Annotated in this window: 19 protein-coding genes; 16 read left to right on the forward strand and 3 right to left on the reverse strand. The window is 70.1% G+C overall.

From position 1 onward, the window contains the following. Positions 1-34: 34 nt before the first annotated feature. The 9 genes from ACZ6J5_RS26475 (at position 35) to ACZ6J5_RS26515 (ending at position 10,440) form a co-directional block, all read left to right on the forward strand. Positions 35-826 carry an enhanced serine sensitivity protein SseB C-terminal domain-containing protein gene (locus tag ACZ6J5_RS26475; protein WP_469395546.1) on the forward strand — a complete coding sequence of 264 codons (792 nt, stop codon included), beginning with the start codon at positions 35-37 and terminating at the stop codon, positions 824-826. A 337-nt stretch (positions 827-1,163) separates the two neighbouring features. Next, the gene (locus ACZ6J5_RS26480) at positions 1,164-2,165 is read left to right on the forward strand and encodes an ABC transporter permease (RefSeq protein ID WP_469395548.1); all 1,002 of its coding nucleotides are present in this window, start codon (positions 1,164-1,166) and stop codon (positions 2,163-2,165) included. Between the two features lie 109 nt (positions 2,166-2,274). Then, the gene (locus ACZ6J5_RS26485) at positions 2,275-4,050 is read left to right on the forward strand and encodes an ABC transporter substrate-binding protein (protein ID WP_469395550.1); all 1,776 of its coding nucleotides are present in this window, start codon (positions 2,275-2,277) and stop codon (positions 4,048-4,050) included. 137 nt (positions 4,051-4,187) lie between these two features. Continuing rightward, on the forward strand, positions 4,188-5,186 hold the full coding sequence (locus ACZ6J5_RS26490) for an ABC transporter permease (RefSeq protein WP_469395552.1): 999 nt from the start codon (positions 4,188-4,190) through the stop codon (positions 5,184-5,186). Beyond that, entirely contained in the window at positions 5,183-6,286 is a 1,104-nt protein-coding gene (locus tag ACZ6J5_RS26495; protein WP_469395554.1) for an ABC transporter ATP-binding protein, read from the forward strand. Before ACZ6J5_RS26490 ends, ACZ6J5_RS26495 begins: the two co-directional genes overlap by 4 nt. Next, positions 6,283-7,389 (forward strand): ABC transporter ATP-binding protein, encoded by a 1,107-nt coding sequence (locus ACZ6J5_RS26500; RefSeq protein WP_469395556.1) that lies wholly within the window; start codon positions 6,283-6,285, stop codon positions 7,387-7,389. The genes ACZ6J5_RS26495 and ACZ6J5_RS26500 overlap by 4 nt, the downstream gene beginning before the upstream one ends. A gap of 92 nt (positions 7,390-7,481) precedes the next feature. After that, a complete protein-coding gene (locus ACZ6J5_RS26505) occupies positions 7,482-8,153 on the forward strand; it encodes a trimeric intracellular cation channel family protein (protein WP_469395558.1) in 672 nt (223 codons plus the stop codon). Positions 8,154-8,176: 23 nt separating this feature from the next. After that, entirely contained in the window at positions 8,177-9,016 is an 840-nt protein-coding gene (locus tag ACZ6J5_RS26510; RefSeq protein ID WP_469395560.1) for a thioesterase family protein, read from the forward strand. A 260-nt stretch (positions 9,017-9,276) separates the two neighbouring features. After that, on the forward strand, positions 9,277-10,440 hold the full coding sequence (locus ACZ6J5_RS26515) for a cysteine desulfurase family protein (RefSeq protein WP_469395562.1): 1,164 nt from the start codon (positions 9,277-9,279) through the stop codon (positions 10,438-10,440). On the opposite strand, the gene ACZ6J5_RS26520 is transcribed toward ACZ6J5_RS26515, so the two are convergent. After that, the gene (locus ACZ6J5_RS26520; protein ID WP_469395564.1) at positions 10,433-11,161 is read right to left on the reverse strand and encodes an N-acetylmuramoyl-L-alanine amidase; all 729 of its coding nucleotides are present in this window, start codon (positions 11,159-11,161) and stop codon (positions 10,433-10,435) included. The genes ACZ6J5_RS26515 and ACZ6J5_RS26520 overlap by 8 nt on opposite strands. 99 nt (positions 11,162-11,260) lie before the next feature. Between ACZ6J5_RS26520 and mnmA the strand changes: the two genes are divergently transcribed. The 5 genes from mnmA (at position 11,261) to ACZ6J5_RS26545 (ending at position 18,753) form a co-directional block, all read left to right on the forward strand. Next, entirely contained in the window at positions 11,261-12,400 is a 1,140-nt protein-coding gene (gene mnmA, locus ACZ6J5_RS26525) for a tRNA 2-thiouridine(34) synthase MnmA (protein WP_469395566.1), read from the forward strand. Positions 12,401-12,546: 146 nt separating this feature from the next. Then, positions 12,547-13,884, forward strand: a complete 1,338-nt coding sequence (locus tag ACZ6J5_RS26530) for an AAA family ATPase (protein WP_469395568.1) — start codon at positions 12,547-12,549, stop codon at positions 13,882-13,884. Beyond that, on the forward strand, positions 13,881-14,750 hold the full coding sequence (locus ACZ6J5_RS26535) for an RloB family protein (RefSeq protein WP_469395570.1): 870 nt from the start codon (positions 13,881-13,883) through the stop codon (positions 14,748-14,750). The genes ACZ6J5_RS26530 and ACZ6J5_RS26535 overlap by 4 nt, the downstream gene beginning before the upstream one ends. 81 nt (positions 14,751-14,831) lie before the next feature. Then, entirely contained in the window at positions 14,832-17,429 is a 2,598-nt protein-coding gene (locus ACZ6J5_RS26540) for a type I restriction-modification system subunit M (RefSeq protein ID WP_469395571.1), read from the forward strand. 307 nt (positions 17,430-17,736) lie between these two features. Next, positions 17,737-18,753, forward strand: a complete 1,017-nt coding sequence (locus ACZ6J5_RS26545) for a restriction endonuclease subunit S (protein ID WP_469395573.1) — start codon at positions 17,737-17,739, stop codon at positions 18,751-18,753. Here ACZ6J5_RS26545 and ACZ6J5_RS26550 read toward each other — a convergent pair. Both ACZ6J5_RS26550 and ACZ6J5_RS26555 read right to left on the reverse strand, forming a co-directional pair. Further along, the gene (locus ACZ6J5_RS26550) at positions 18,657-18,857 is read right to left on the reverse strand and encodes a DUF397 domain-containing protein (protein ID WP_469395575.1); all 201 of its coding nucleotides are present in this window, start codon (positions 18,855-18,857) and stop codon (positions 18,657-18,659) included. The two genes, ACZ6J5_RS26545 and ACZ6J5_RS26550, sit on opposite strands and share 97 nt — an antisense overlap. 12 nt (positions 18,858-18,869) lie before the next feature. Then, positions 18,870-19,724 carry a helix-turn-helix domain-containing protein gene (locus ACZ6J5_RS26555; protein ID WP_469395577.1) on the reverse strand — a complete coding sequence of 285 codons (855 nt, stop codon included), beginning with the start codon at positions 19,722-19,724 and terminating at the stop codon, positions 18,870-18,872. Between the two features lie 288 nt (positions 19,725-20,012). Here ACZ6J5_RS26555 and ACZ6J5_RS26560 point away from each other — a divergent pair, with 288 nt between their 5' ends. Further along, complete coding sequence (locus ACZ6J5_RS26560) at positions 20,013-20,537, forward strand: ATP-binding protein (protein WP_469395578.1); 525 nt, start codon at positions 20,013-20,015, stop codon at positions 20,535-20,537. Positions 20,538-20,778: 241 nt separating this feature from the next. Further along, a complete protein-coding gene (locus tag ACZ6J5_RS26565; protein ID WP_469395580.1) occupies positions 20,779-21,123 on the forward strand; it encodes a hypothetical protein in 345 nt (114 codons plus the stop codon). The last annotated feature ends 96 nt before the right edge of the window (positions 21,124-21,219 follow it).

The raw sequence follows: 21,219 nt of genomic DNA on the forward strand, positions 1-21,219 counted from the left end.
CCGCGATGCGGACGACGAGGGGCGGGACCCAAAGGTGAGCGCGTCAGGCACCGCCGCGACCGACACGGTCGGGCACATGCTGCGCCAGGTGGCACCCGGGCGCCATGACACCTACGAGCAGCTGCTGCACGCCCTCGCCGCCGCCGACGTCCGGATGCTGCTCTGGCAGGGCTCGCCCGGCTCGCCCGACGCCCAGTACGGGAACATGGAGGTCGACGGCTTCGGCTACGCGCCCTGCGTCACCTCCGCCCAGGAGCTCGCCGCCTCCGGCTGGAACCGCGCCCACGAGCTGGTCGCCGGGATCGAGATCGCCCGCGCCCTCTACCCCGACCGCTGGGGGATCTGGCTGAATCCGCACGCTCCCGGCGGCGGCGTCGGCATCCCCTGGGCCGACCTCCGCCGCATCGCCACCGGCCTGGACCGGATGCCCGCCGGACCCCTGCGGCTGACCGAACCCGCCCTGGAGATCCCGCAGTTCTACGCCCTGCTCACGCAGAACGCCCACCGCACCCCCGCGGTGCGCTCGCTGCGCCGCGCCTGGGTGCAGCCCGCGCTGGGCTCCCCGTACCTCGCCATCGGTCTCGACCTCTACGACTCCTCGCCGGGCTCCGTCGAGGCGGTGCGGACGATGATGCTCCAGACCGTCACCGCCGTCCCCGAGGGGCTGCCGGTCTCCACGGTCGCGATGTCCGACGCGTACGACCCGGTCGCGATGTGGCTGCACGCGAACGCCCGGCCGTTCTACGACCGCGACGCGCACGCCGCTCCGGCGGCCCCGCACGCCCCCGGCTACGGCTACCCGCCGGCCGCGCCCCGCCCGTACTGACGGCTCCGTACCGGTACGTCCGTTCCGTCGCTTCGGTTCCCCCAATTCGCTCCCGCACCGCATGAGTTGAGCGGGATGTCCGGTCTGGTCGAATAGCGTCCGACTTGGTCCGCTCACGCGATCACGCCGTCCGGATAACGGAAGACAACGCACCGCATCACGTTTAGGAAAACATTCCCCTTGGGGGCTGGCGGGTGATCGCGGCCACATTGAAGACTCCCCGGAACACCAGGCGTTCGGCTCCCCCCGAGCCGGTGCCCAGCAGTTGTTCCACCGAGCCGCTACCCGCGGCGGGCAAGGGCCGGCGACCCGGCGGCCGAGAGGGGTCCTCACCACGATGACGGCACCACTGCACGAGACGCACGCGGCCGAGCAGGCCGCGGCCGTCGACGCCGTGCCCGACGCGCCGGCCAAGGCGATCGAGGGCCGTTCCCCCTGGAAGATCGCCTGGACCAGGCTGAAGCGCGACAAACTCGCCCTCGCGGGCGCCTTCGTGGTGGTCTTCCTCATCCTGGTCGCGATCTTCGCGCCCGTCATCGTCGGCCTCCTCGGGCATCCGCCCGACGAGTTCCACGAGGACCAGATCGACCCGCTCTTCGGCACCCCGATCGGCTCCTGGGGCGGCGTGAGCTCGGACTTCCTCTTCGGCGTCGAGCCGGTCAACGGCCGCGACGTCTTCAGCCGGATCGTCTACGGCGCCCGGATCTCGCTGCTCGTCGCCTTCGCCGCCGCGCTCTTCGCGGTCCTCCTCGGCACCGTGCTCGGCGTCGTCGCGGGCTACTTCGGCGGCTGGATCGACGCCGCGCTCAGCCGGGTCATGGACGTCATGCTGGCCTTCCCGCAGCTGCTCTTCACGATCGCCCTGGTCTCCGTGCTGCCCAACCAGTTCCTCGGTCTCGACGGTTCGGGCGTCCGCATCGCCGCGCTGGTCGTCGTGATCGGCTTCTTCGGCTGGCCCTACGTCGGACGCATCGTCCGAGGCCAGACCCTCAGCCTCCGCAACCGCGAGTACGTGGAGGCCGCGCAGAGCCTCGGCGCCGGCCGGCTGTACATCCTGCGCCGCGAACTGCTGCCCAACCTGATCGCCCCGATCATGGTCTACGCGACCCTGATGATCCCCACCAACATCCTCACCGAAGCCGCGCTCAGCTTCCTCGGCGCGGGTGTCAAGCCCCCCACCGCTTCCTGGGGGCAGATGCTGTCGACGGCCATCACCACCTACGAGGCCGACCCGCTCTTCATGGTGATCCCCGGCCTCGCGATCTTCATCACCGTGCTGGCGTTCAACCTCTTCGGCGACGGCGTGCGCGACGCGCTCGACCCGAAGAGCTCCCGCTGACGTACGCCGTTCACCGCAAGACCCGCCCCTGCCGCTGTCGACAGAGGCACATCCCCCAACGGCGGACCACCGTGACAACGGCCGCCTTTACTTCGGAGGTTGCTCGACCATGACTCTGAACAGCTCCCAGAGGCGCAGAATCGCCGCGGGCGCGCTGCTCGCCGCGGCCACGATGGTCGCGACCACCGCGTGCGGCGGCGGCAAGGGCGGCGACAGCGGCGCCAAGGGCGGCAAGGCGGGCGGGACCGGCTTCAACGCCGCCGTCAACCAGATCGCCAACCCCTCCGACAAGAAGGGTGGCGAGCTCAAGTTCATCGGCTCGCAGGAGGCCGACTCCTGGGACCCGCAGCGCGGTTACTACGGCTTCGTCTGGGACTTCCAGCGCTACTACACGCGCCAGCTCGTCTCCTTCAAGTCCGAGCCGGGCGCCGCCTCCACCGAGCTGGTCCCCGACCTCGCCACCGACGCGGGCAAGGTCTCGGAGGACGGCCTCACCTACACGTTCACGCTGAAGGACGGCGTGAAGTGGGAGGACGGCAAGCCGATCACCTCCAAGGACGTCAAGTACGGCATCGAGCGCATCTGGGCCCAGGACGTCATCTCCGGCGGCCCGATCTACCTCCAGCAGGTCCTCGACCCGAAGAAGGCCTACGCCGGCCCGTACAAGGACACCTCCGCGGACAAGCTCGGCCTCAAGGCGATCGAGACCCCGGACGACAAGACCATCGTCTTCAAGCTGCCCGTCGCCAACGGCGACTTCCTGCAGATGCTGGCGATGCCCGCCGCCTCCCCGGTCCGCCAGGACAAGGACACCAAGGCCAAGTACGGCCTGAACGTCTTCTCCTCCGGCCCGTACAAGTGGCAGTCGTACACGCCGAACAAGTCCATGAAGCTCGTCCGCAACGAGAACTGGGACGCCAAGACCGACGGCATCCGCAAGGCGCTGCCGGACACCATCAGCGTCACGTTCACCACGAACGCCGACGACATGGACAACCGCCTGATCGAGGGCGAGTACGACCTCGACATCAACGCGACCGGCGTCGGCGCCGCCGCCCGCTCCAAGGTGCTCCAGCAGAACAAGGGCAACGCGGACAACCCGCAGACCGGCTTCATCCGCTACGCGGTCTTCCCGCAGACGGTGATCCCCAACATCGAGTGCCGCAAGGCGATCATCTACGCGGCCGACTCCAAGTCCCTCCAGACCGCGCGTGGCGGCCCGCAGGCCGGTGGCGACATCGCCTCCAACATGCTGCCCCCGGCGATCAAGGGCGCGGACCCGAAGTACGACCCGTACGGCAAGCTCGGCGGTGCCCCGGACCTCGCGAAGGCCAAGGAGGCCCTCGCGAAGTGCGGCCAGCCGAACGGCTTCAAGACCACGATCGCGGTCCGCAACAACAAGAAGATCGAGATCGCGACCGCCGAGTCCCTCCAGCAGTCGCTGAAGGCCGTCGGCATCGACGCCCAGATCGACCAGTTCGACGGCGCCCAGACCTCCGGCATCATCGGTTCGCCGAAGGTGGTCAAGGAGAAGGGCTACGGCATCATCATCATGGGCTGGGGCGCCGACTTCCCGACCGGCCAGGGCTTCCTGCAGCCGCTCGTGGACGGCCGGTTCATCCTGCAGTCCGGCAACAACAACTTCTCCGAGCTGAACGACCCGGCCGTCAACGGCCTGTTCGACCAGGCGCTGAAGGAGACCGACCCGACCAAGGCCGGCGAGCTCTACAAGCAGATCAACACCAAGGTCTCCGAGGCCGCGGTCTACCTGCCCTTCACCCACGAGAAGAACATCATCTGGCGTGGCTCCCGCCTGACCAACGTCTACACGGCCGACGCCTACAACGGCCGCTACGACTACGCGTCGCTCGGCGTCGCCAAGTAAGTCGCCACACCAGCCGAGTCTGAAACCAACTCGCTCCAACGGCGCACCCGCCGCTAGGTCCGAAGGGCAGGTGAGGGCCGTGCGCGGCGGCGGGTGGACCCGATCGGGTCCACCCGCCGCCGACCGGCCGACCGCACATGCTTGCATACATAATCCGGCGGCTCTTCGCCGTCGTCATGATGCTGCTCGTCGTCACCCTGGTGACGCTCAGCATCTTCTTCCTCATCCCCAAGCTGACCGGCAGTGACCCTGCCGCGATGTTCGTCGGCAAGCAGGCGGATCCGGCTGCCATCGAGGGCGTCCGGCAGAAGCTCGGCCTCGGCGATCCGATCCTGGTGCAGTTCTGGCACTTCGTCTCCGGGATCTTCGTCGGCCGCGACTACGTGGGCGGCGGCGACTCCATCCACTGCGCCGCGCCGTGCTTCGGCTACTCCTTCAAGACCGAGCAGGACGTCTGGTCCATGCTGACCGACGCCTTCCCGATCACCCTGTCCATGGTCATCGGCGCGGCCGTGCTGTGGCTGGTCCTCGGCGTCTCCACCGGCGTGATCTCCGCGCTCAAGCGGGGCACGATCGTCGACCGCGCGGCGATGATCACCGCGCTCGCCGGCGTCTCGCTCCCCATCTTCTTCACGGCCATGCTGGCGATGCTCGTCTTCCGCACCCAGCTCGGCTGGCTGGACGCCACCTACGTGCCGTTCGGCGAATCGATCGGCGGCTGGTTCGGCGGCCTGATCCTTCCCTGGGTCACCCTCGCCTTCCTGTACGCGGCGATGTACGCGCGCCTCACCCGCGCCACCATGCTGGAGGTCCTCGGCGAGGACTACATCCGCACCGCGCGGGCCAAGGGCCTGCCGGAGCCGGTGGTGCTCGGCAAGCACGCCATGCGCTCCACCATGACCCCCATCCTGACCATCTTCGGCATGGACCTCGGCGCCCTCGTCGGCGGCGCGATCCTGACCGAGACCGCGTTCAACCTCCAGGGCCTGGGCTGGATGGCCATCAAGGGCGTGAGCGACCGCGACCTGCCGCTGATCATGGCCGTCACGCTCATCACCGCCGCCTGTGTGGTCCTCGCCAACCTCGTGGTGGACCTTCTGTACGCAGTGATCGACCCCCGAGTGAGGCTGGCATGACCGACAAGCTCGTGAAGACCGGCGCCGCCGTCGGCGAGCCGGTCGCCACCGGGAACGCGCCCTCCGACGCGTTCCTCGACGTCCGCGACCTGAAGATCCACTTCCCGACCGACGACGGTCTGGTGAAGTCGGTCGACGGCCTCACCTTCCAGCTGGAGAAGGGCAAGACCCTCGGCATCGTGGGCGAGTCCGGCTCCGGCAAGTCGGTCACCTCGCTCGGCATCATGGGCCTGCACACCGTCGGCCAGTACGGCCGCCAGAAGGCCCGGATCTCCGGGGAGATCTGGCTGAACGGCCGGGAGCTGCTCAGCGCCGACCCCGACGCCGTGCGCCGGATGCGCGGCCGGGAGATGGCGATGATCTTCCAGGACCCGCTGTCCGCGATGCACCCGTACTACACGGTCGGCAACCAGATCGTGGAGGCGTACCGGGTCCACCACGAGGTCGACAAGAAGACCGCCCGCAAGCGGGCCGTCGAGCTCCTGGACCGGGTCGGCATCCCCGAGCCGGCCAAGCGCTTCGACAACTACCCGCACGAGTTCTCCGGCGGTATGCGCCAGCGCGCGATGATCGCGATGGCGCTGGTCAACAACCCCGAGCTGCTCATCGCGGACGAGCCGACCACCGCCCTCGACGTGACCGTCCAGGCGCAGATCCTCGACCTGATGCGCGACCTCCAGAAGGAGTTCGGCTCCGCGGTCATCATCATCACCCACGACCTCGGGGTGGTCGCCGAGATCGCCGACGACATCCTCGTGATGTACGGCGGGCGGTGCGTGGAGCGCGGCTCGGCCGAGGACGTCTTCTACGAGCCGAAGCACCCCTACACCTGGGGCCTGCTCGGCTCCATGCCGCGCATCGACCGGGACCAGACCGAGCGCCTCATCCCGGTCAAGGGCAACCCGCCGAGCCTCATCAACGTCCCGAGCGGCTGCGCCTTCAACCCGCGCTGCCCGTACGCGGACATCCCCAAGGACGGCATCACCCGGACCGTACGCCCCGAGCTGACGGAGACCGGTTCCCGCCACTTCTCGGCCTGCCACATGGCGCCGGAGGAGCGGAACCGGATCTGGACCGAAGAGATTGCGCCGAAGCTGTGAGCGAGACGACGGAACCCCTGCTGAAGGTCACCGGCCTGCAGAAGCACTTCCCCATCAAGAAGGGGCTGCTGCAGCGCCAGACCGGCGCCGTGAAGGCGGTCGACGGCCTCGACTTCGAGGTCTACCCGGGCGAGACCCTGGGCGTCGTCGGCGAGTCCGGCTGCGGCAAGTCGACCATGGGCCGCCTGATCACCCGCCTCCTGGAGCCGACCGGCGGGACGGTCGAGTTCCAGGGCACGGACATCTCGCACCTCGGGGTCGCGAAGATGCGCCCGCTGCGCCGCGACGTCCAGATGATCTTCCAGGACCCGTACGGCTCGCTGAACCCGCGCCACACGGTCGGCGCGATCGTCTCGGCGCCCTTCAAGCTCCAGGGCGTGGAGCCCGAGGGCGGCGTGAAGAAGGAGGTCCAGCGCCTGCTGGGCCTGGTGGGCCTGAACCCGGAGCACTACAACCGCTACCCGCACGAGTTCTCCGGCGGCCAGCGCCAGCGCATCGGCATCGCCCGTGCCCTCGCGCTCAAGCCGAAGCTGGTCGTCGCGGACGAGCCCGTCTCGGCCCTGGACGTGTCGATCCAGGCGCAGGTGGTCAACCTCCTGGACGACCTCCAGGAGGAGCTCGGCCTCACGTACGTGATCATCGCGCACGACCTGTCGGTGATCCGGCACGTGTCGGACCGCATCGCCGTCATGTACCTGGGCAAGATCGTCGAGCTGGCGGACCGCAAGTCGCTGTACGAGTCGCCCATGCACCCGTACACCCGCGCCCTGATGTCCGCGGTTCCGATCCCGGACCCGCGCCGCCGGGGCCAGAAGACCGACCGGATCCTGCTGACCGGTGACGTCCCGTCGCCGATCGCCCCGCCGCCGGGCTGCCGCTTCCACACCCGCTGCTGGAAGGCGACGGACCTGTGCAAGACCCAGGAGCCCCCGCTCCTGGAGCTGCGCCCCGGCCAGCGGGTGGCGTGCCACCACCCCGAGAACGCCGAGGGCGTCACGGTGCCGGCGGCCCGCGAGTCGGTCGAGGTGAAGATCACCAAGAAGCCGGAGCCGGAGCCGGAGGCCACGACGGCGGCGACGCCCGAGGCGACGCCCGAGTCCTGACGCTCCGACGCCGGGGCCCCCGTCCGCCGCGAGGCGACGGGGGCCCCGCGTCATGTGCGCGCCCTACCGGGAACAACCGGCACAATTGCTCGGTGCTCCACGATCTGTTCAATCCCTCCGTCCAGCACGCCCTGGATCTCGTCGGCATCTTCGTCTTCGCGATCTCCGGCGCGCTGCTGGCCGTCCGCAAGAACTTCGACGTCTTCGGCATCGCGGTGCTGGCCGAGGCGACGGCGCTGGGCGGCGGTATCGTCCGCGACCTGATCATCGGCGCGGTCCCGCCGGCGGCCTTCACGGACCTCGGCTACTTCCTGATGCCGCTGGTGGCGAGCGTGCTGGTGTTCTTCCTCCACCCCGAGGTGGAGCGCACCCAGACCGCGGTCAACGTCTTCGACGCGGCGGGCCTCGGCCTGTTCTGCGTGACGGGCACGACGAAGGCGTACGACTACGGCCTCGGCCTGACCTCCTCGGCGGCGCTCGGCCTGGCCACCGCGGTCGGCGGCGGTGTGCTGCGCGACGTGCTGGCCAACGAGATCCCGTCCCTGCTCCGCTGGGACCGCGACCTGTACGCCGTGCCGGCGATCGTGGGCGCCACGATGGTGGTGCTGTTCATCCGCTTCGACGTCCTCAACGGGTACACGAGCGGCGCGGCGGTCCTGACGGCCTTCGTGCTCCGCCTCCTCGCGATGCACTACCACTGGCGGGCGCCGCGGGCCTGGAACCGGCGCTCCGCCGCCCGCGAGGAAAAAGCTACCGCTCAGTAGCCAATTCCTGTACGGTCGCGGCCATGAGCACGAGCATCGAGGCGACGAGCGAGTTCGACCGCGACACCGCCGTCACCCTCCGCGCCCCGGGCGTCTACGACGCCGAACTCTCCGCGGGCTGGACCATCATCCACGCGGTCAACGGCGGCTACCTCCTCGCCCTCCTCGGCCGCGCCCTCGGCGACCACCTGCCGCACCCGGACCCGTTCACGATCTCGGCGCACTACCTGACGCCGTCCGCGCCGGGCCCGGCCGTGATCCGCACGGAGACGGTCCGCACCGGCCGCACCCTCTCCACCGGCCAGGCGTCCCTCTTCCAGTACGAGGAGGACGGCACCGAGGTGGAGCGCATCCGCGTGCTGGCCTCGTACGGCGACCTGAGCACGCTCCCCGACGACGTCCGCACCACGGCGACCCCGCCCGCGCTGGCCCCCCTCGACCGGTGCTTCGGCGCCTCGGACGGCCCGACCCCGCAGATCCCCGGCTCCTCGGCGATCACTGAGCGCCTGGACATCCGCCTCGACCCGTCCTGCGTCGGCTGGGCGGTCGGCGCACCCTCCGGCAAGGGCGAGATGAAGGCCTGGTTCGGCCTCGCGGACGGCCGCGACGCGGACCCGCTCTCCCTGCTCCTCACGGTCGACGCGCTCCCGCCGACCTCCTTCGAGCTGGGCCTCAAGGGCTGGACCCCGACGGTCGAGCTCACCACCCACGTCCGCTGCCGCCCGGCCCCCGGCCCGCTGCGCGTCTCCATCACCACCCGCAACCTCGCGGGCGGCTTCCTGGAGGAGGACGCGGAGGTCTGGGACTCGGCCGACCGCCTGGTCGCCCAGTCCCGCCAACTGGCCCGGGCCCCCAGGGGCTGAGCAGCCGCGACGCCGGTGCCGACGGCGGGGCGCGCGGCGGGGCGCGCGGCCCGGCGAAGGCCCGGCGGAGGCCCGGCGGAGGCCCGGCGGAGGCCCGGCGGAGGCCCGGCGGAGGCCCGGCGGAGGCCCGGCGGAGGCCCGTCAGAGGCCCGGAGGAGGGACGGCTGTGCCCGGAGCGCCGCACGGGACGGCGTGATCCGACCACCTGGATCAGGCCACACGCGGGCCGCCCCGACCCGGCCTCGTAGAATCGACCCACCATGGCTTACCTCGACCACGCCGCGACCACGCCCATGCTCCCCGAGGCGATCGAGGCGATGACCGCCCACCTCGCCGTCACGGGCAACGCCTCCTCGCTGCACGCCGCCGGCCGGCGCGCCCGGCGGACCGTCGAGGAGGCCCGCGAGACGCTCGCGAGCGCACTCGGGGCCCGCCCCAGCGAGGTCGTCTTCACCTCCGGCGGCACGGAGGCCGACAACCTCGCCGTGAAGGGCCTCTACTGGTCCCGCCGCGCCGCCGACCCCCGCCGCACCCGCGTCCTGGCCAGCCCGGTCGAGCACCACGCCGTGCTGGACGCCGTCGACTGGCTGGCCGCCCACGAGGGCGCCACGGTCGACTACCTCCCCGTCGACCCCTACGGCAGGGTGCACCCGGAGGCCCTGCGCGAGGCCATCGCGAGGGACCCGGAATCGGTCGCGCTGGCGACCGTGATGTGGGCCAACAACGAGATCGGCACGATCATGCCGGTCCGCGCCCTGGCGGACGTGGCGGCCGAGTACGGCGTCCCGCTGCACGCGGACGCGGTCCAGGCCTTCGGCCAGATCCCGGTGGACTTCGCCGCCTCGGGCCTCGCCGCGATGACGGTGTCGGGCCACAAGATCGGCGGCCCGTACGGCATCGGCGCCCTGCTGCTGGGCCGCGAGCACACCCCGGTCCCGGTGCTGCACGGCGGCGGCCAGGAGCGGCACGTCCGCTCCGGCACCCTGGACGTCCCGGCGGTCGCCGCCTTCGCGGTGGCGGGCCGGCTGGCGGCGGAGGGCCGTGAGGAGTTCGCCCGCGAGGTGGGCGCCCTGCGCGACGAGCTGGTGACGGCGGTCCGCGCGGCGGTGCCGGACGCGCTGCTCGGCGGCGACCCGGTCGACCGCCTCCCGGCCAACGCGCACTTCACCTTCCCGGGCTGCGAGGGAGACTCGCTGCTGCTGCTCCTGGACGCGGCGGGGATCGAGTGCTCGACGGGCTCGGCCTGTACGGCGGGCATCGCCCAGCCGAGCCATGTCCTGCTGGCGACGGGCACGGACCCGGACCTGGCGCGCGGCACGCTCCGCTTCACGCTGGGCCACACCTCCACGAAGGAGGACGTGGCGGCGGTGGCCGAGGCGATCGGCCCGGCGGTGGACCGCGCGCGGACGGCGGGCCTCAGCTAGCGGCCTTGCCGCCCCCGGAGGCGCCGCCGCTCCCGGCCCCGGCGGGCGCCCGGTCCAGCAGCGCCCGCTCCTTGCGTACGAGCGCGAGGTACCGCGGCCAGTCCCAGTGCGGCCCGGGGTCGGTGTGGTCCGTCCCGGGCACCTCCACGTGCCCGATGATGTGGGTCCGGTCGACGGGTATCCCGTACCGCCGGCATATGTCGGCGGTCAGCTTCGCCGACGCCGCGTACATGGCGGGCGTGAAGTCCTGGGGCCGGTCGACGAAGCCCTCGTGCTCGATGCCGACGCTGCGCTCGTTCATGTCCCGGTTGCCCGCGTGGTACGCGACGTCGAGCTCGCGCACCATCTGCGCGATGTGCCCGTCCTTGCGCACCACGTAGTGCGCGGCGGCGGCGTGCCCGGGGTCCTTGAAGACCCGGACGGCGGACGCGTAGCTGCCCTGCACGACGTGGATGACGACCCGGTCGACGGCGTAGTCGTCGGGCCGGTCGGCCCGCCGCCAGTTGTAGTCGGACGCCGCCGTCCACTCGGCGCCCTCGTGGTCGATCTCGCCCTCCGTCCGGCGCCGCTCGGTGCCGGGCAGCCGCCACCACAGCCGGGCCAGCTCCTCGCGGGCGAGCACGGCGGTGCCGGCCACGGCGACACCGCCGCCGATCAGGAAGGCCCGCCGGGAGGACCCGCCCTTCCCGCTCGCGCCGGTCTTGCCGCTCTCGCCGCTCATGCCGCTCTTCCGCTTCCCCTGCTTCCCCTGCTTCCCCATACGACCGAGAACGCCTACTCCGACGTCCATGGTTCCCCGGCCCCGTACCCTGGTAGGGCTATGACTCAGACCCCGCAGCAGCGCCCCCTCCGTGTCCTCGCCGCCATGTCCGGCGGGGTCGACTCCGCCGTCGCCGCCGCCCGTGCCGTCGAGGCGGGCCACGACGTCACCGGTGTGCACCTCGCCCTCTCGGCGAACCCGCAGTCCTTCCGCACCGGAGCGCGGGGCTGTTGCACGATCGAGGACTCGCGCGACGCGCGCCGCGCGGCGGACGTGATCGGCATCCCGTTCTACGTGTGGGACCTGGCGGAGCGCTTCCGCGAGGACGTCGTGGACGACTTCGTCGCGGAGTACGAGGCGGGCCGCACGCCCAACCCGTGCCTGCGCTGCAACGAGAAGATCAAGTTCGCGGCGCTCCTGGACAAGGCGCTGGCGCTCGGCTTCGACGCGGTGTGCACCGGCCACTACGCCACCGTCGTGCTGACCGAGGACGGCACCCGCGAGCTGCACCGCGCCTCGGACATGGCCAAGGACCAGTCGTACGTGCTCGGCGTCCTCGACGAGAAGCAGCTCGCGCACGCGATGTTCCCGCTGGGCGACACGCTGACCACGAAGGACGAGATCCGCGCGGAGGCGGAGCGGCGGGGCCTCGCGGTCGCCAAGAAGCCGGACAGCCACGACATCTGCTTCATCGCGGACGGCGACACCCAGGGCTTCCTCGCGACCCGCCTCGGGCGGGCGGAGGGCGACATCGTCGACGAGTCGGGCGCGAAGCTCGGCACCCACGAGGGCGCGTACGGCTTCACGATCGGCCAGCGCAAGGGCCTGCGCATCGGGCACCCGGCGGCGGACGGCAAGCCGCGCTACGTGCTCGACATCTCGCCCGTGAACAACACGGTCACGGTGGGCCCGGCCGAGGCGCTGGACGTGACGGCGCTGACCGCGATCAAGCCCCGCTGGTGCGGGGCGCCCCCCGAGGGCCCGGGCCGCTACACCGCCCAGCTCCGCGCGCACGGCGGCGAGACGCCGGTGAGCGCGGCGATGGCGGACGGCGAGCTGCGGGTCACCTTCGACGAGCCGGTCCGGGGCGTGGCCCCCGGCCAGGCGATCGTCCTGTACGACGGCGCGCGCGTGGTGGGCTCGGCGACGATCGCGACGACGGTCCGCCGCACGGCGACGGCCGCTACCGCCGACGCCTGAGCCGCCGACCCCGAACAGCGACGTCAATCTCGTGTGACGCACGCTGGCGCATTCTTCCAACAGGTCTTAGGGTGTTCTGTACGGATTATCCGCACGTAGGATCCTAAGGCGGCGAACCGCTAGCCCGCCTCACTGGGAGGTCGGTCATGCTGCTCAGCTTTCGGGTGGCGAATCACCGGTCCATTCGCGAGGAGCAGGAGCTCTCGCTCGTGGCGACCGAGTTCAACGAGAGAACGCGGCGGGAGACAGGCGCACGCGCGGACGGCAAAGTCCTGTCCGTGCTGCCGGCTGTGGGAATCTTCGGGGCCAACGGCTCGGGCAAGTCCAATGTCCTGGCAGCCATGCGCTTCATGCGGGCAGCGGTTCTCGATTCGCTGGCGGTCTGGGATCGGGAGGAGGGCGTCCCGAGACAGCCCTTCGAGCTCGCCGACGAGGCGTCCGAGGAAACCAGCCTCTTCGAGGTCGAGCTGCTGCTCGGGCGCGGCGAGAAGGTCCGGTACACATACGGATTCGAGCTCTCGGACGACCGGGTCGAGAGCGAGTGGCTGCACGCGTACCCGTCGGGCCGCCGGCAGGTGTGGTTCGACCGGGAGGCCGACAGGCCCACGGCGGAAGGCGGCGAGTTCCGCTTCCCCGGCGCAGGACTATTGGGCGGCAAGGACCTCAAAGACCTCCTTGTCACCACCACGAGGCGTAACGCCCTCTTCCTCACCGTCGGCGCCGCCCTGAACCATCCCCAGCTTTCCGCGGTCCACCGCTGGTTCCGGGACAACCTCTGGCTCGTGACGACCGGCAAGGACGTGGCGACGCGCACCGCGTGGACACGTGAACGCCTGACCGGCGGCGATGCAGCAGACCTGCGTGAACGGCTCACCACGATGCTCGCCGCCGCCGATCTCGGCGTCACCGGCGTCGACGTAGACCCGGACAGCGGAGACGTGCGGCTGCTGCACCGAGGGGCGGACGGCTCGTCACGGCCGCTCGACTTCTGGAAGCAGGAGTCCCTCGGCACGCATGCCTGGTTCGCCTTCCTCGGGCCGCTGCTCCACATGCTGAGCAGAAAGGGCGGGGGCGTCCTGCTCGCCGACGAACTCGACTCCAGCCTGCACCCCCTGCTGGCCGCGGAAGTCGTCCGCCTCTTCCAGGACGAGGAAGCCAATCCGGGGCTCGCACAACTGATCTTCACCACCCATGACGCGACCCTGCTCGGGCCGTCTGTCGTCGAACGTCCCCTTGACCGTGACCAGGTGTGGATCACGGTCAAGGAACGCGGAGGCGAGTCCTGCCTCTACCCGCTTCTCGCGGCCCGTAAGGCACGCAACGACGAGAACCTGGAACGCCGCTATCTTCACGGCCACTACGGTGGCGTGCCCCGGCTAGCCACGGGTGAGGTCGCCCATCAGCTCGCCATGCTGGAGCGACGGCTGGCCGCGCAGGCCGAGGTGCCCGCGGCCCCTGAGGCGAAGGCGACGACGACAGCGTGAGCAGATCACCCGAGCGGGGCCGGCGCGTCAACCGCCGCAAGAACCGGCACGACACGCCCCGGCCCGTACGGCTCGATCTCTCCTCGTACCCCGATGAGTCCCGCCGTGTCATCCATGTGGCGGGTGAGGGAGAGAAGACCGAGGCCGAGTACGTCAAGCTCCTCAACGACACGTACGGCAACCGGCGGGGCAAGAAGTTCCACCTCGACTTCTGCCGTGCGGGGGAGGGACTGCGGCCCGACGAGGTCGTCGACCTCGTAATCGCCAGAGCACCGGGCAAGGACGACGAGAAGTGGGCACTCTTCGACCGGGACACCGAGGACAACCGCGACGACTCGATCCTCAAGGCCATGCGTACGGCGTCCGAGAACGGCGTGGAGGTCGCCCTCTCGCACCCGTCCATCGAACTGTGGCTGCTGCTGCACTTCCAGCAGTTCACCAGCCAGGAGGACGGGCGCAGCGACACGGTGAAGGACCGGCTGCGCAAGCATCCGCAGGCCAAGGGCTTCGCCGAGTACGACAGGAAGTCGGGTGACAAGGGCAAGGGGCTGGCCGGGGCGCGTGGAGAATCCCTGCTCGGCAAGGAGGGGACGGCGATCAGGAACGCACGCCGGCTTGTCAGTAACTGCCCGCACGGCGGCTGCTCGGCGGAGAACGCGAGCTTCGACAAGATCCCGGCGCCCGGCAAGGCGACGAAGGGAACGAAGGGAACGAAGGAGATGTACGAGGAGTGGAACCGGCGCACGGGGCACGCCGACGGCTGCGACCCGCTCAAGCGGGACCCCTCCAGTGACCTGTGGCGTCTGCTCAGCACCCTGGACATCGGCACGGAGCCGCCCGAGGCGACCGGCCGCCGCCACGGCTGAGGACGGTTTCCGTCTGACACCCCTCCCCGACTACGCTGCCTGAGTTCTCCCGAATCTCCCTGGCGTACGAAGGACCGGTGCGTGGCTCGTATCACACTGCCCCAGCTGGAGCGGCATCTCTTCTCGGCCGCCGACATCCTGCGCGGCCGGATGGACGCCTCGGAGTACCGCGACTACATCTTCGGGATGCTCTTCCTGAAGCGCTCCTCCGACGAGTTCCAGCCGGAGTGGGAGCGGGTCCACGCGGAGGCCCTGGAGAAGACCAAGGACCCGGCGAAGGCCGTGGCGCGGGCGAACGACCCGGACAAGTACCCGCGGATCTTCTACGTCCCGCCGCGGGCCCGGTGGTGGAAGGGCCCCCACCACAACCCGGAGGATCCCGAGCACCCTCTGCCCGGCCTCTCCATGCTGGTGGACCACGTCGGGGAGAGCCTGGACAAGGCGTTGGTGTCCCTCCAGGGCAGCCACAGTCGGCTGGCCGGGGTGGCCTCGCACATCTCCTTCAACGAGATCGTCGGCACCAAGCCGCGTTTCACCAACGCCGAGCTGCGCTCGCTCATCCGCCACTTCAGTCTGTACCGGCTGCGCAACGAGGACTTCGAGTTCCCCGACATGCTGGGCGCCGCCTACGAGTACCTGCTCGCCCGGTTCGCCGATTCGGCCGGCCAGCGCGGCGGCGAGTTCTACACGCCGCGTGAAGTCGTCCGGATGATGGTCCGCCTGGTCGATCCGCAGAAGGGGGACAGTGTCTACGACCCCTGCGCGGGATCGGGCGGCATGCTGATCGCGGCCCAGGAGTACGTGGAGGAGCACGGCGGCGAGCCGGGCGACCTGTCGATCAACGGACAGGACAAGAACGGCCCATCCTGGTCCATGGCCAGCATGAACATGGTCCTCCACGGCATCCGCGAGTTCGACCTCCAGCACGGTGACACCCTCACCGAGCCGCTGCACCTGACCCCGGCCAACCGCCTGCGCACCTTCACCAAGGTCCTCTCGAACCCGCCGTTCTCGCTGAACTACGACGCCGAGCTCGTCGCCCAGGCTGACCACAAGCACGGCCGGCGCATGACGTGGGGCGAGACGCCCGAGAACGGCAAGAAGGCCGACCTGATGTTCGTCCAGCACATGATCACTGTGCTGGAGGCGCGGGGCATCGCGGCGACGGTCATGCCGCACGGTGTCCTGTTCCGCGGCGGCAAGGAGCGGGACATCCGCGTCAAGCTGCTGGAGGACGACTGCATCGAGGCCGTGATCGGCCTCGGTCCGAACCTCTTTTACGGGACGGGCATCCCGGGCTGCGTCCTGGTGCTACGGCCTCCGCACCGCAAGCGCGGTGACCGGGAGAAGCACGTCCTGTTCATCAACGCGGACCGGGACTTCCGCGCCGCCCGGAACCAGAACGAGCTCGGCCCGGAGCACGTCGAGAAGATCGCCACGGTCTTCCGGGAGTGGCGCCAGCAGCCGGGCTACTCACGCGCGGTGAGCGTCGAGGACCTGCTGGCCGCCGACGCGAACCTGAACATCCGGCGCTGGGTGGACAACTCCCCGGCTGCCGAACCCCAGGACGTCCGGGCGCACCTCTACGGCGGGGTGCCGAGGGCGGAGATCGAGGGCAGGACCGGCCTCTTCGCCGCGTACGGCGTCGACGCCTCCGCGCTCTTCGCCACACGTGCGGACGACCCGGACTACGTCGACTTCCTCCCGGAAGGCCCGGAGGCGACGGCCGCCCGGATTCCGCAGCTGACGGCGCAGAGGGAAGCAGCGCTGAGGAAGACGTACGAGACGTGGTGGACGTCCCAGGCCGCTCACTTCTCGGCGCTGGTGGAGAACAAGCGTCTGATGAAGCTCCGCGAGCGACTGGTGTCCGGCTTCACGGACGCGGTCGGCGCGGTGGGCGTCCTGGACGAGTACACGACGGCCGGCATCATGGCCGACTGGTGGACGGTCACGCGTTACGACCTGAAGGCGCTGGCGGCGGGCGGGTATGAGCGGGTGCTCGACGGCTGGGTCGACTCGGTCGAGACGATGGTCGAGCCGGTGACCCCCGAGGCGGACGAGCCTGACTCGGGTTCGGGCTCTGGTTCCGGCCGGGGTCGCCGCGCCAAGTCCTCCGTATCGACCGCCGACCGCCGCCGCGCCATGGACGAGCCGGTGGTCCGGGTACTGATCCCTGACTTCCTGGCGGCGGTGTCCCGCGCGGACGAGGAGCTGTCGGCGGCGGACGCCGCGTACAAGTCGGCGCTGGAGGAGCTGGCCGCCGCGCAGCCGTCCGCGTCGGCGGAGGACGCGGAGGAGGACACCGAGGAGCGCGCCCCGGCCGACCCGGAGGAACTGGCCCGCCTGGAGGCCCTGGTCACCCGCCGCCGCAAGGAGCGCACCGCTGCTTCGAAGAAGCGCTCAGCGCTCGATGCGCGCTTTCTCCCTGAGCTGCAGGCCGCCGCTGAGCTGACGAAGGCGGAGGCCGGCGGCGCCCAGCGGGTCGTCCTGACCGTCCTTGACGAGGCCCTGTCCGGCCGCCTCGACGCGGCGGTGGCGGCGGGGCGGCGCGAGCTGGTGGCGTCGTTCGCCCGGTGGGCGGAGAAGTACGCGGTGTCGCTGGAGGACCTGGAGGCGGAGACCACGGGGGCGGCGGGGGAGTTCGGCGACTGGCTGAAGGAGCTGGGCTATGCGCGGTGACGCCAGCGTAGGCATTCGTCCTAGGCCCGACTTGGTCGAGCTGGGATCCCTGCTGGATCGCATTGAGACAGGTTGGAGCCCAGCCTGTGACCCCGCGCCGCCAGGAGATGGCGAATGGGGAGTCATCAAGGTCAGCGCAGTGAGTTCTGGGCGCTTCGACCAGAACGAGTCAAAGCGATTGCCTCCGGGTGTCGAGCCACGCCCTGGACTTGAGATCCGGCCGGGTGATGTTCTTGTTACACGAGCGAATGGCGCGCGTGCACTCGTGGGTCGGGCGTGCCACGTACCGGAAACGCGACCGAGACTCATGCTTTCGGACAAGACACTCCGGCTCGTTCCGGGTAAGGACGTGGATCCAGCGTTCTTGGCGCTTTTGCTTACGTCCCAGAACGTCCGACGCCAGGTTGGCATTCTGCTCAATGGAAGCAGCGGACAGAACAACATTTCGCAGGCAGACGTCAAGGGGCTGCTCGTTCCTGCGGTTCCAGTCAACGAGCAGCGTCGGGTTGTGGCGGCTCACGACGCGATGGAGCGGCGCATCGCAGCTCTGGCGCGCCTCCGGTCGAAGTGTGCGGTTGCCGAAGCGGCCGTTTCGGCTGACGCCCTGGCCAGCGGTGGGTCCGAGTGGCCGATGCGGCGGCTGGAGTCAGTTGCCACAGTTACGGCTGGCGTCACGCTGGGGTCAGAACCGGTCGGTGACGGCACGGTGGAGCTTCCGTACCTCCGGGTGGCCAATGTCCTCGACGGCCGGATCGACACCACTGAGGTGAAGACGGTCCGGATCCTCCGCTCCCAGCTGGACCGCTATGCGCTCCGCGCAGGGGATCTGCTGCTGACAGAAGGCGGTGACCTCGACAAGCTGGGTCGGGGCGCGGTGTGGGACGGTCGGCTGGCCCAATGCCTGCACCAGAACCACGTGTTCCGCGTGCGCTGTGGCGAGGAGCTGTCCCCGGACTTCCTGTCGCTCTACGCTTCGTCTCCGGCTGGCCGAGCGTACTTCCAGAGCGTGGGCAAGCAGACGACCAATCTCGCGTCCATCAACTCGACGCAGGTCAAGAACATGCCCGTCCCGGTTCCGCCTCGTGAGGAACAGGACCGGCTGCTTGGGCCGGTCAGAGCGATCCGCGCGCGCATCGCGGGCCTGGGCGATCAGATCGAGAAGCTCCGGGTTGTTCAGGGCGGCGTGATGGAAGACCTACTGATGGGACGCGTGCGCGTCACGGTACGTCAGCGTTCGAAGCCGCCGACGACCTCGGTCCCCAGCGCGCCTGCGAGGAACACCGAGAGCGTCGCCCTGCGGACGCTCACCACCCGCTCCGGATAGACGCTGTCCCGGATGGCCACGCCATCCGGGCACTCGGCGACCTCGACGCAGTTGTTGCCCCCAGCGTCGGAGTACGACGACTTGAACCAGACCAGCTCGGACAAGAACGCTACCTCTCACAGCTCACTAGCGATGGCGCGGATGAAGTCCTTTGACGCCTCCGGAGTCAACGCCCTTTTCTCCACCAAGTCCAGCCGGGTGCGGAAGTGAGCGAGCTGTGTGGGCGCGTCGATGAAGACCGCGCCGGTAGGGGAGTCCATGTGCACCGTGTCGAGATGACGGTCGATGGCCTCCGCGTAGAGGACTGATGAGTCTCCCATCAGGGGGAACCCGCCTGCTGCGAAGGGGATGACGAGGATGACCACGTTCTCCCGCTCGCTCGACTCGACGAGGTGGTTGAGCTGAGCCCGGGCGACCTTTCTGCCGCCGAGCTGCATCCGCAGAGCGGCCTCGTGGATCACACCGACGTACGAGGTGGCTTCGCTTCCGGTCACCAACTGCTGGCGGGTCAGGCGATGAGCCACGCGAAGTTCCACTTCCAGGCGCGGTAGCGGCGGGGTGAACAGCTCGAAGATCGCACGGGCGTGATCCTCGGTCTGGAACAGACCAGGTAGGTGAGTCGTCTGCACGGTTCGCAGCCGGACGGCGTCCTGCTCCAGCTCGGAGACATCAAGGAAGCCAGTGGGGATCTTCCCTCGGTACTCCTCCCACCATCCGGTCTTCCGCCCGCCGGTCATGGCGGCCAAAGCATCGATAAGCCCAGGGTCGTCGCATTCGTAGATGCTTGCGAGCCGGCGAAGACGCTCCTCGCTGATACCGAACCGCCCTGCCTCGATATTGGAGATCACGGTCCGATCCGTGCCGAGAAGGCTCGCGGCTGTGGGCGCGGTCATGTCGGCGGCCTCGCGAAGCCGTCGCAGTTCGGCGCCGAATCGACGCTGGCGGATCGTGGGGGCATGCCTCGGTGCCATCTGTCTCTCCTTGCTCGCGCACAGTTTGCCGACGCGGATGGTGTCGGTCCACCGAAACTCAAATGTTCACTCGTTCAAGCGAGTTGGGTAGCACCGTTATGTGGGGCGCCGCTACGGTGTGAGGCAGGCCACAGCCAGCCCGCCGCCCCGCGCCAGCGGAAGAGAACCGCTCCAACTCCCCGGCCAGGGACGTGAGACGGCAAGCCACCGCCACCTTGCGGCCGCTACGGGCAGGCCGCGTGACCGACGTAACCCCCGAACCCTCACGCCGCACATGGAGGTGCCCGCGTGAAACCGGAAACGGACAGCATCCCGCTCGAGAACGGCGGCGACCCCACCCCACCGCCCATCCCCTTCGTCCAACCCTGGGAGTACGAGCTCCACTTCCCCCGCGACCCCCGCGCCCCCGCCATCGCCCGCGTCACCCTCCGCGCCGTACTCCACGCCCACGGACTTGACGAACTCGTCGACCGGGCCGAGCTGCTGGCCTCCGAGCTCGCCACCAACTCCGTCCGCCACACCAAGGGGCCCGCCTCCGTGCGGCTGCGCTGGAAGCACCCCGTCCTGCGGGTCAGCGTCTCCGACAGCAGCCCGTTCTTCCCGATGCCGCTCCCCACCCAACCCGCCTGGGCCGCCGAGCGAGGGCGGGGACTGGCGATACTCGAACTCGTCGCGGACCACTGGGGCGGCTGCTGTCTGGACGAGAGCCTGTTCGGGGAGAGCGGCAAGACCATCTGGTTCGAGTTGAGAGCGGACCAAGGCAGCGGCCCCGACGAACCCCCGCCTCCGGTCATCGCCGCACTCGCGGCCTGAGCGTGCGCCTCGGACTGTCCGAATGTGGGGGCCGGGGTGGGCCAAGGCGGGCCCGGCACCTCGCCCTTCTCCGCCGAGTGGACCCCCGGCCAGGGGCTCACTGAGTCGACTACGCAACGGTCTCGGCTTGGCCGGCCTGGATCTCTGAGTACGCGGGCGCGGGGAGATGAGCACTCGCGCTCATGCCGGGCGGGCGGTCCAGTGCTGAGGCTGGGGTTCACCGGACTTGAAGGAGCCGATCATGAACCCCGACACGTACACCGCCCTCTACGGCCCCTGCCGCCCGGCGGCGCGGCGCCGGGGGACCGGGGTCGCCGTGCTGGCGGGCGTGCTGTGGACGGTGGCCCTGCTGGTACTCGCGTGTCTGGGGTTCCTCTCGCTGTGGGCCGAGGCCGATACGGGGCCGACCGAAGGGTTCTCCCTTCGGTGGGTGGTGATCGGCCTCGCCATCGCGGCCGTGCCGAGCGGCCTGGCCCGCACGCCCGCAGTCCGCCGCCTGACCGTCCCCGGCCGGGCGCTGGTCACCGGTCTCGCGACCTGTCTGATCGCGATCGGCCTCGCGGTCTGGGCCGGCGTTCAGATCTGAGGAGCCTCGTGACCTCGGTCGAGGACCTCGTCAAGTCGCGTCCGCCGAACCTCAAACCGTTCCGTCAGGCCCCCTGCGCCCCAGCCATCACCCGCG

This window comes from Streptomyces sp. NPDC042100, from assembly GCF_055582325.1.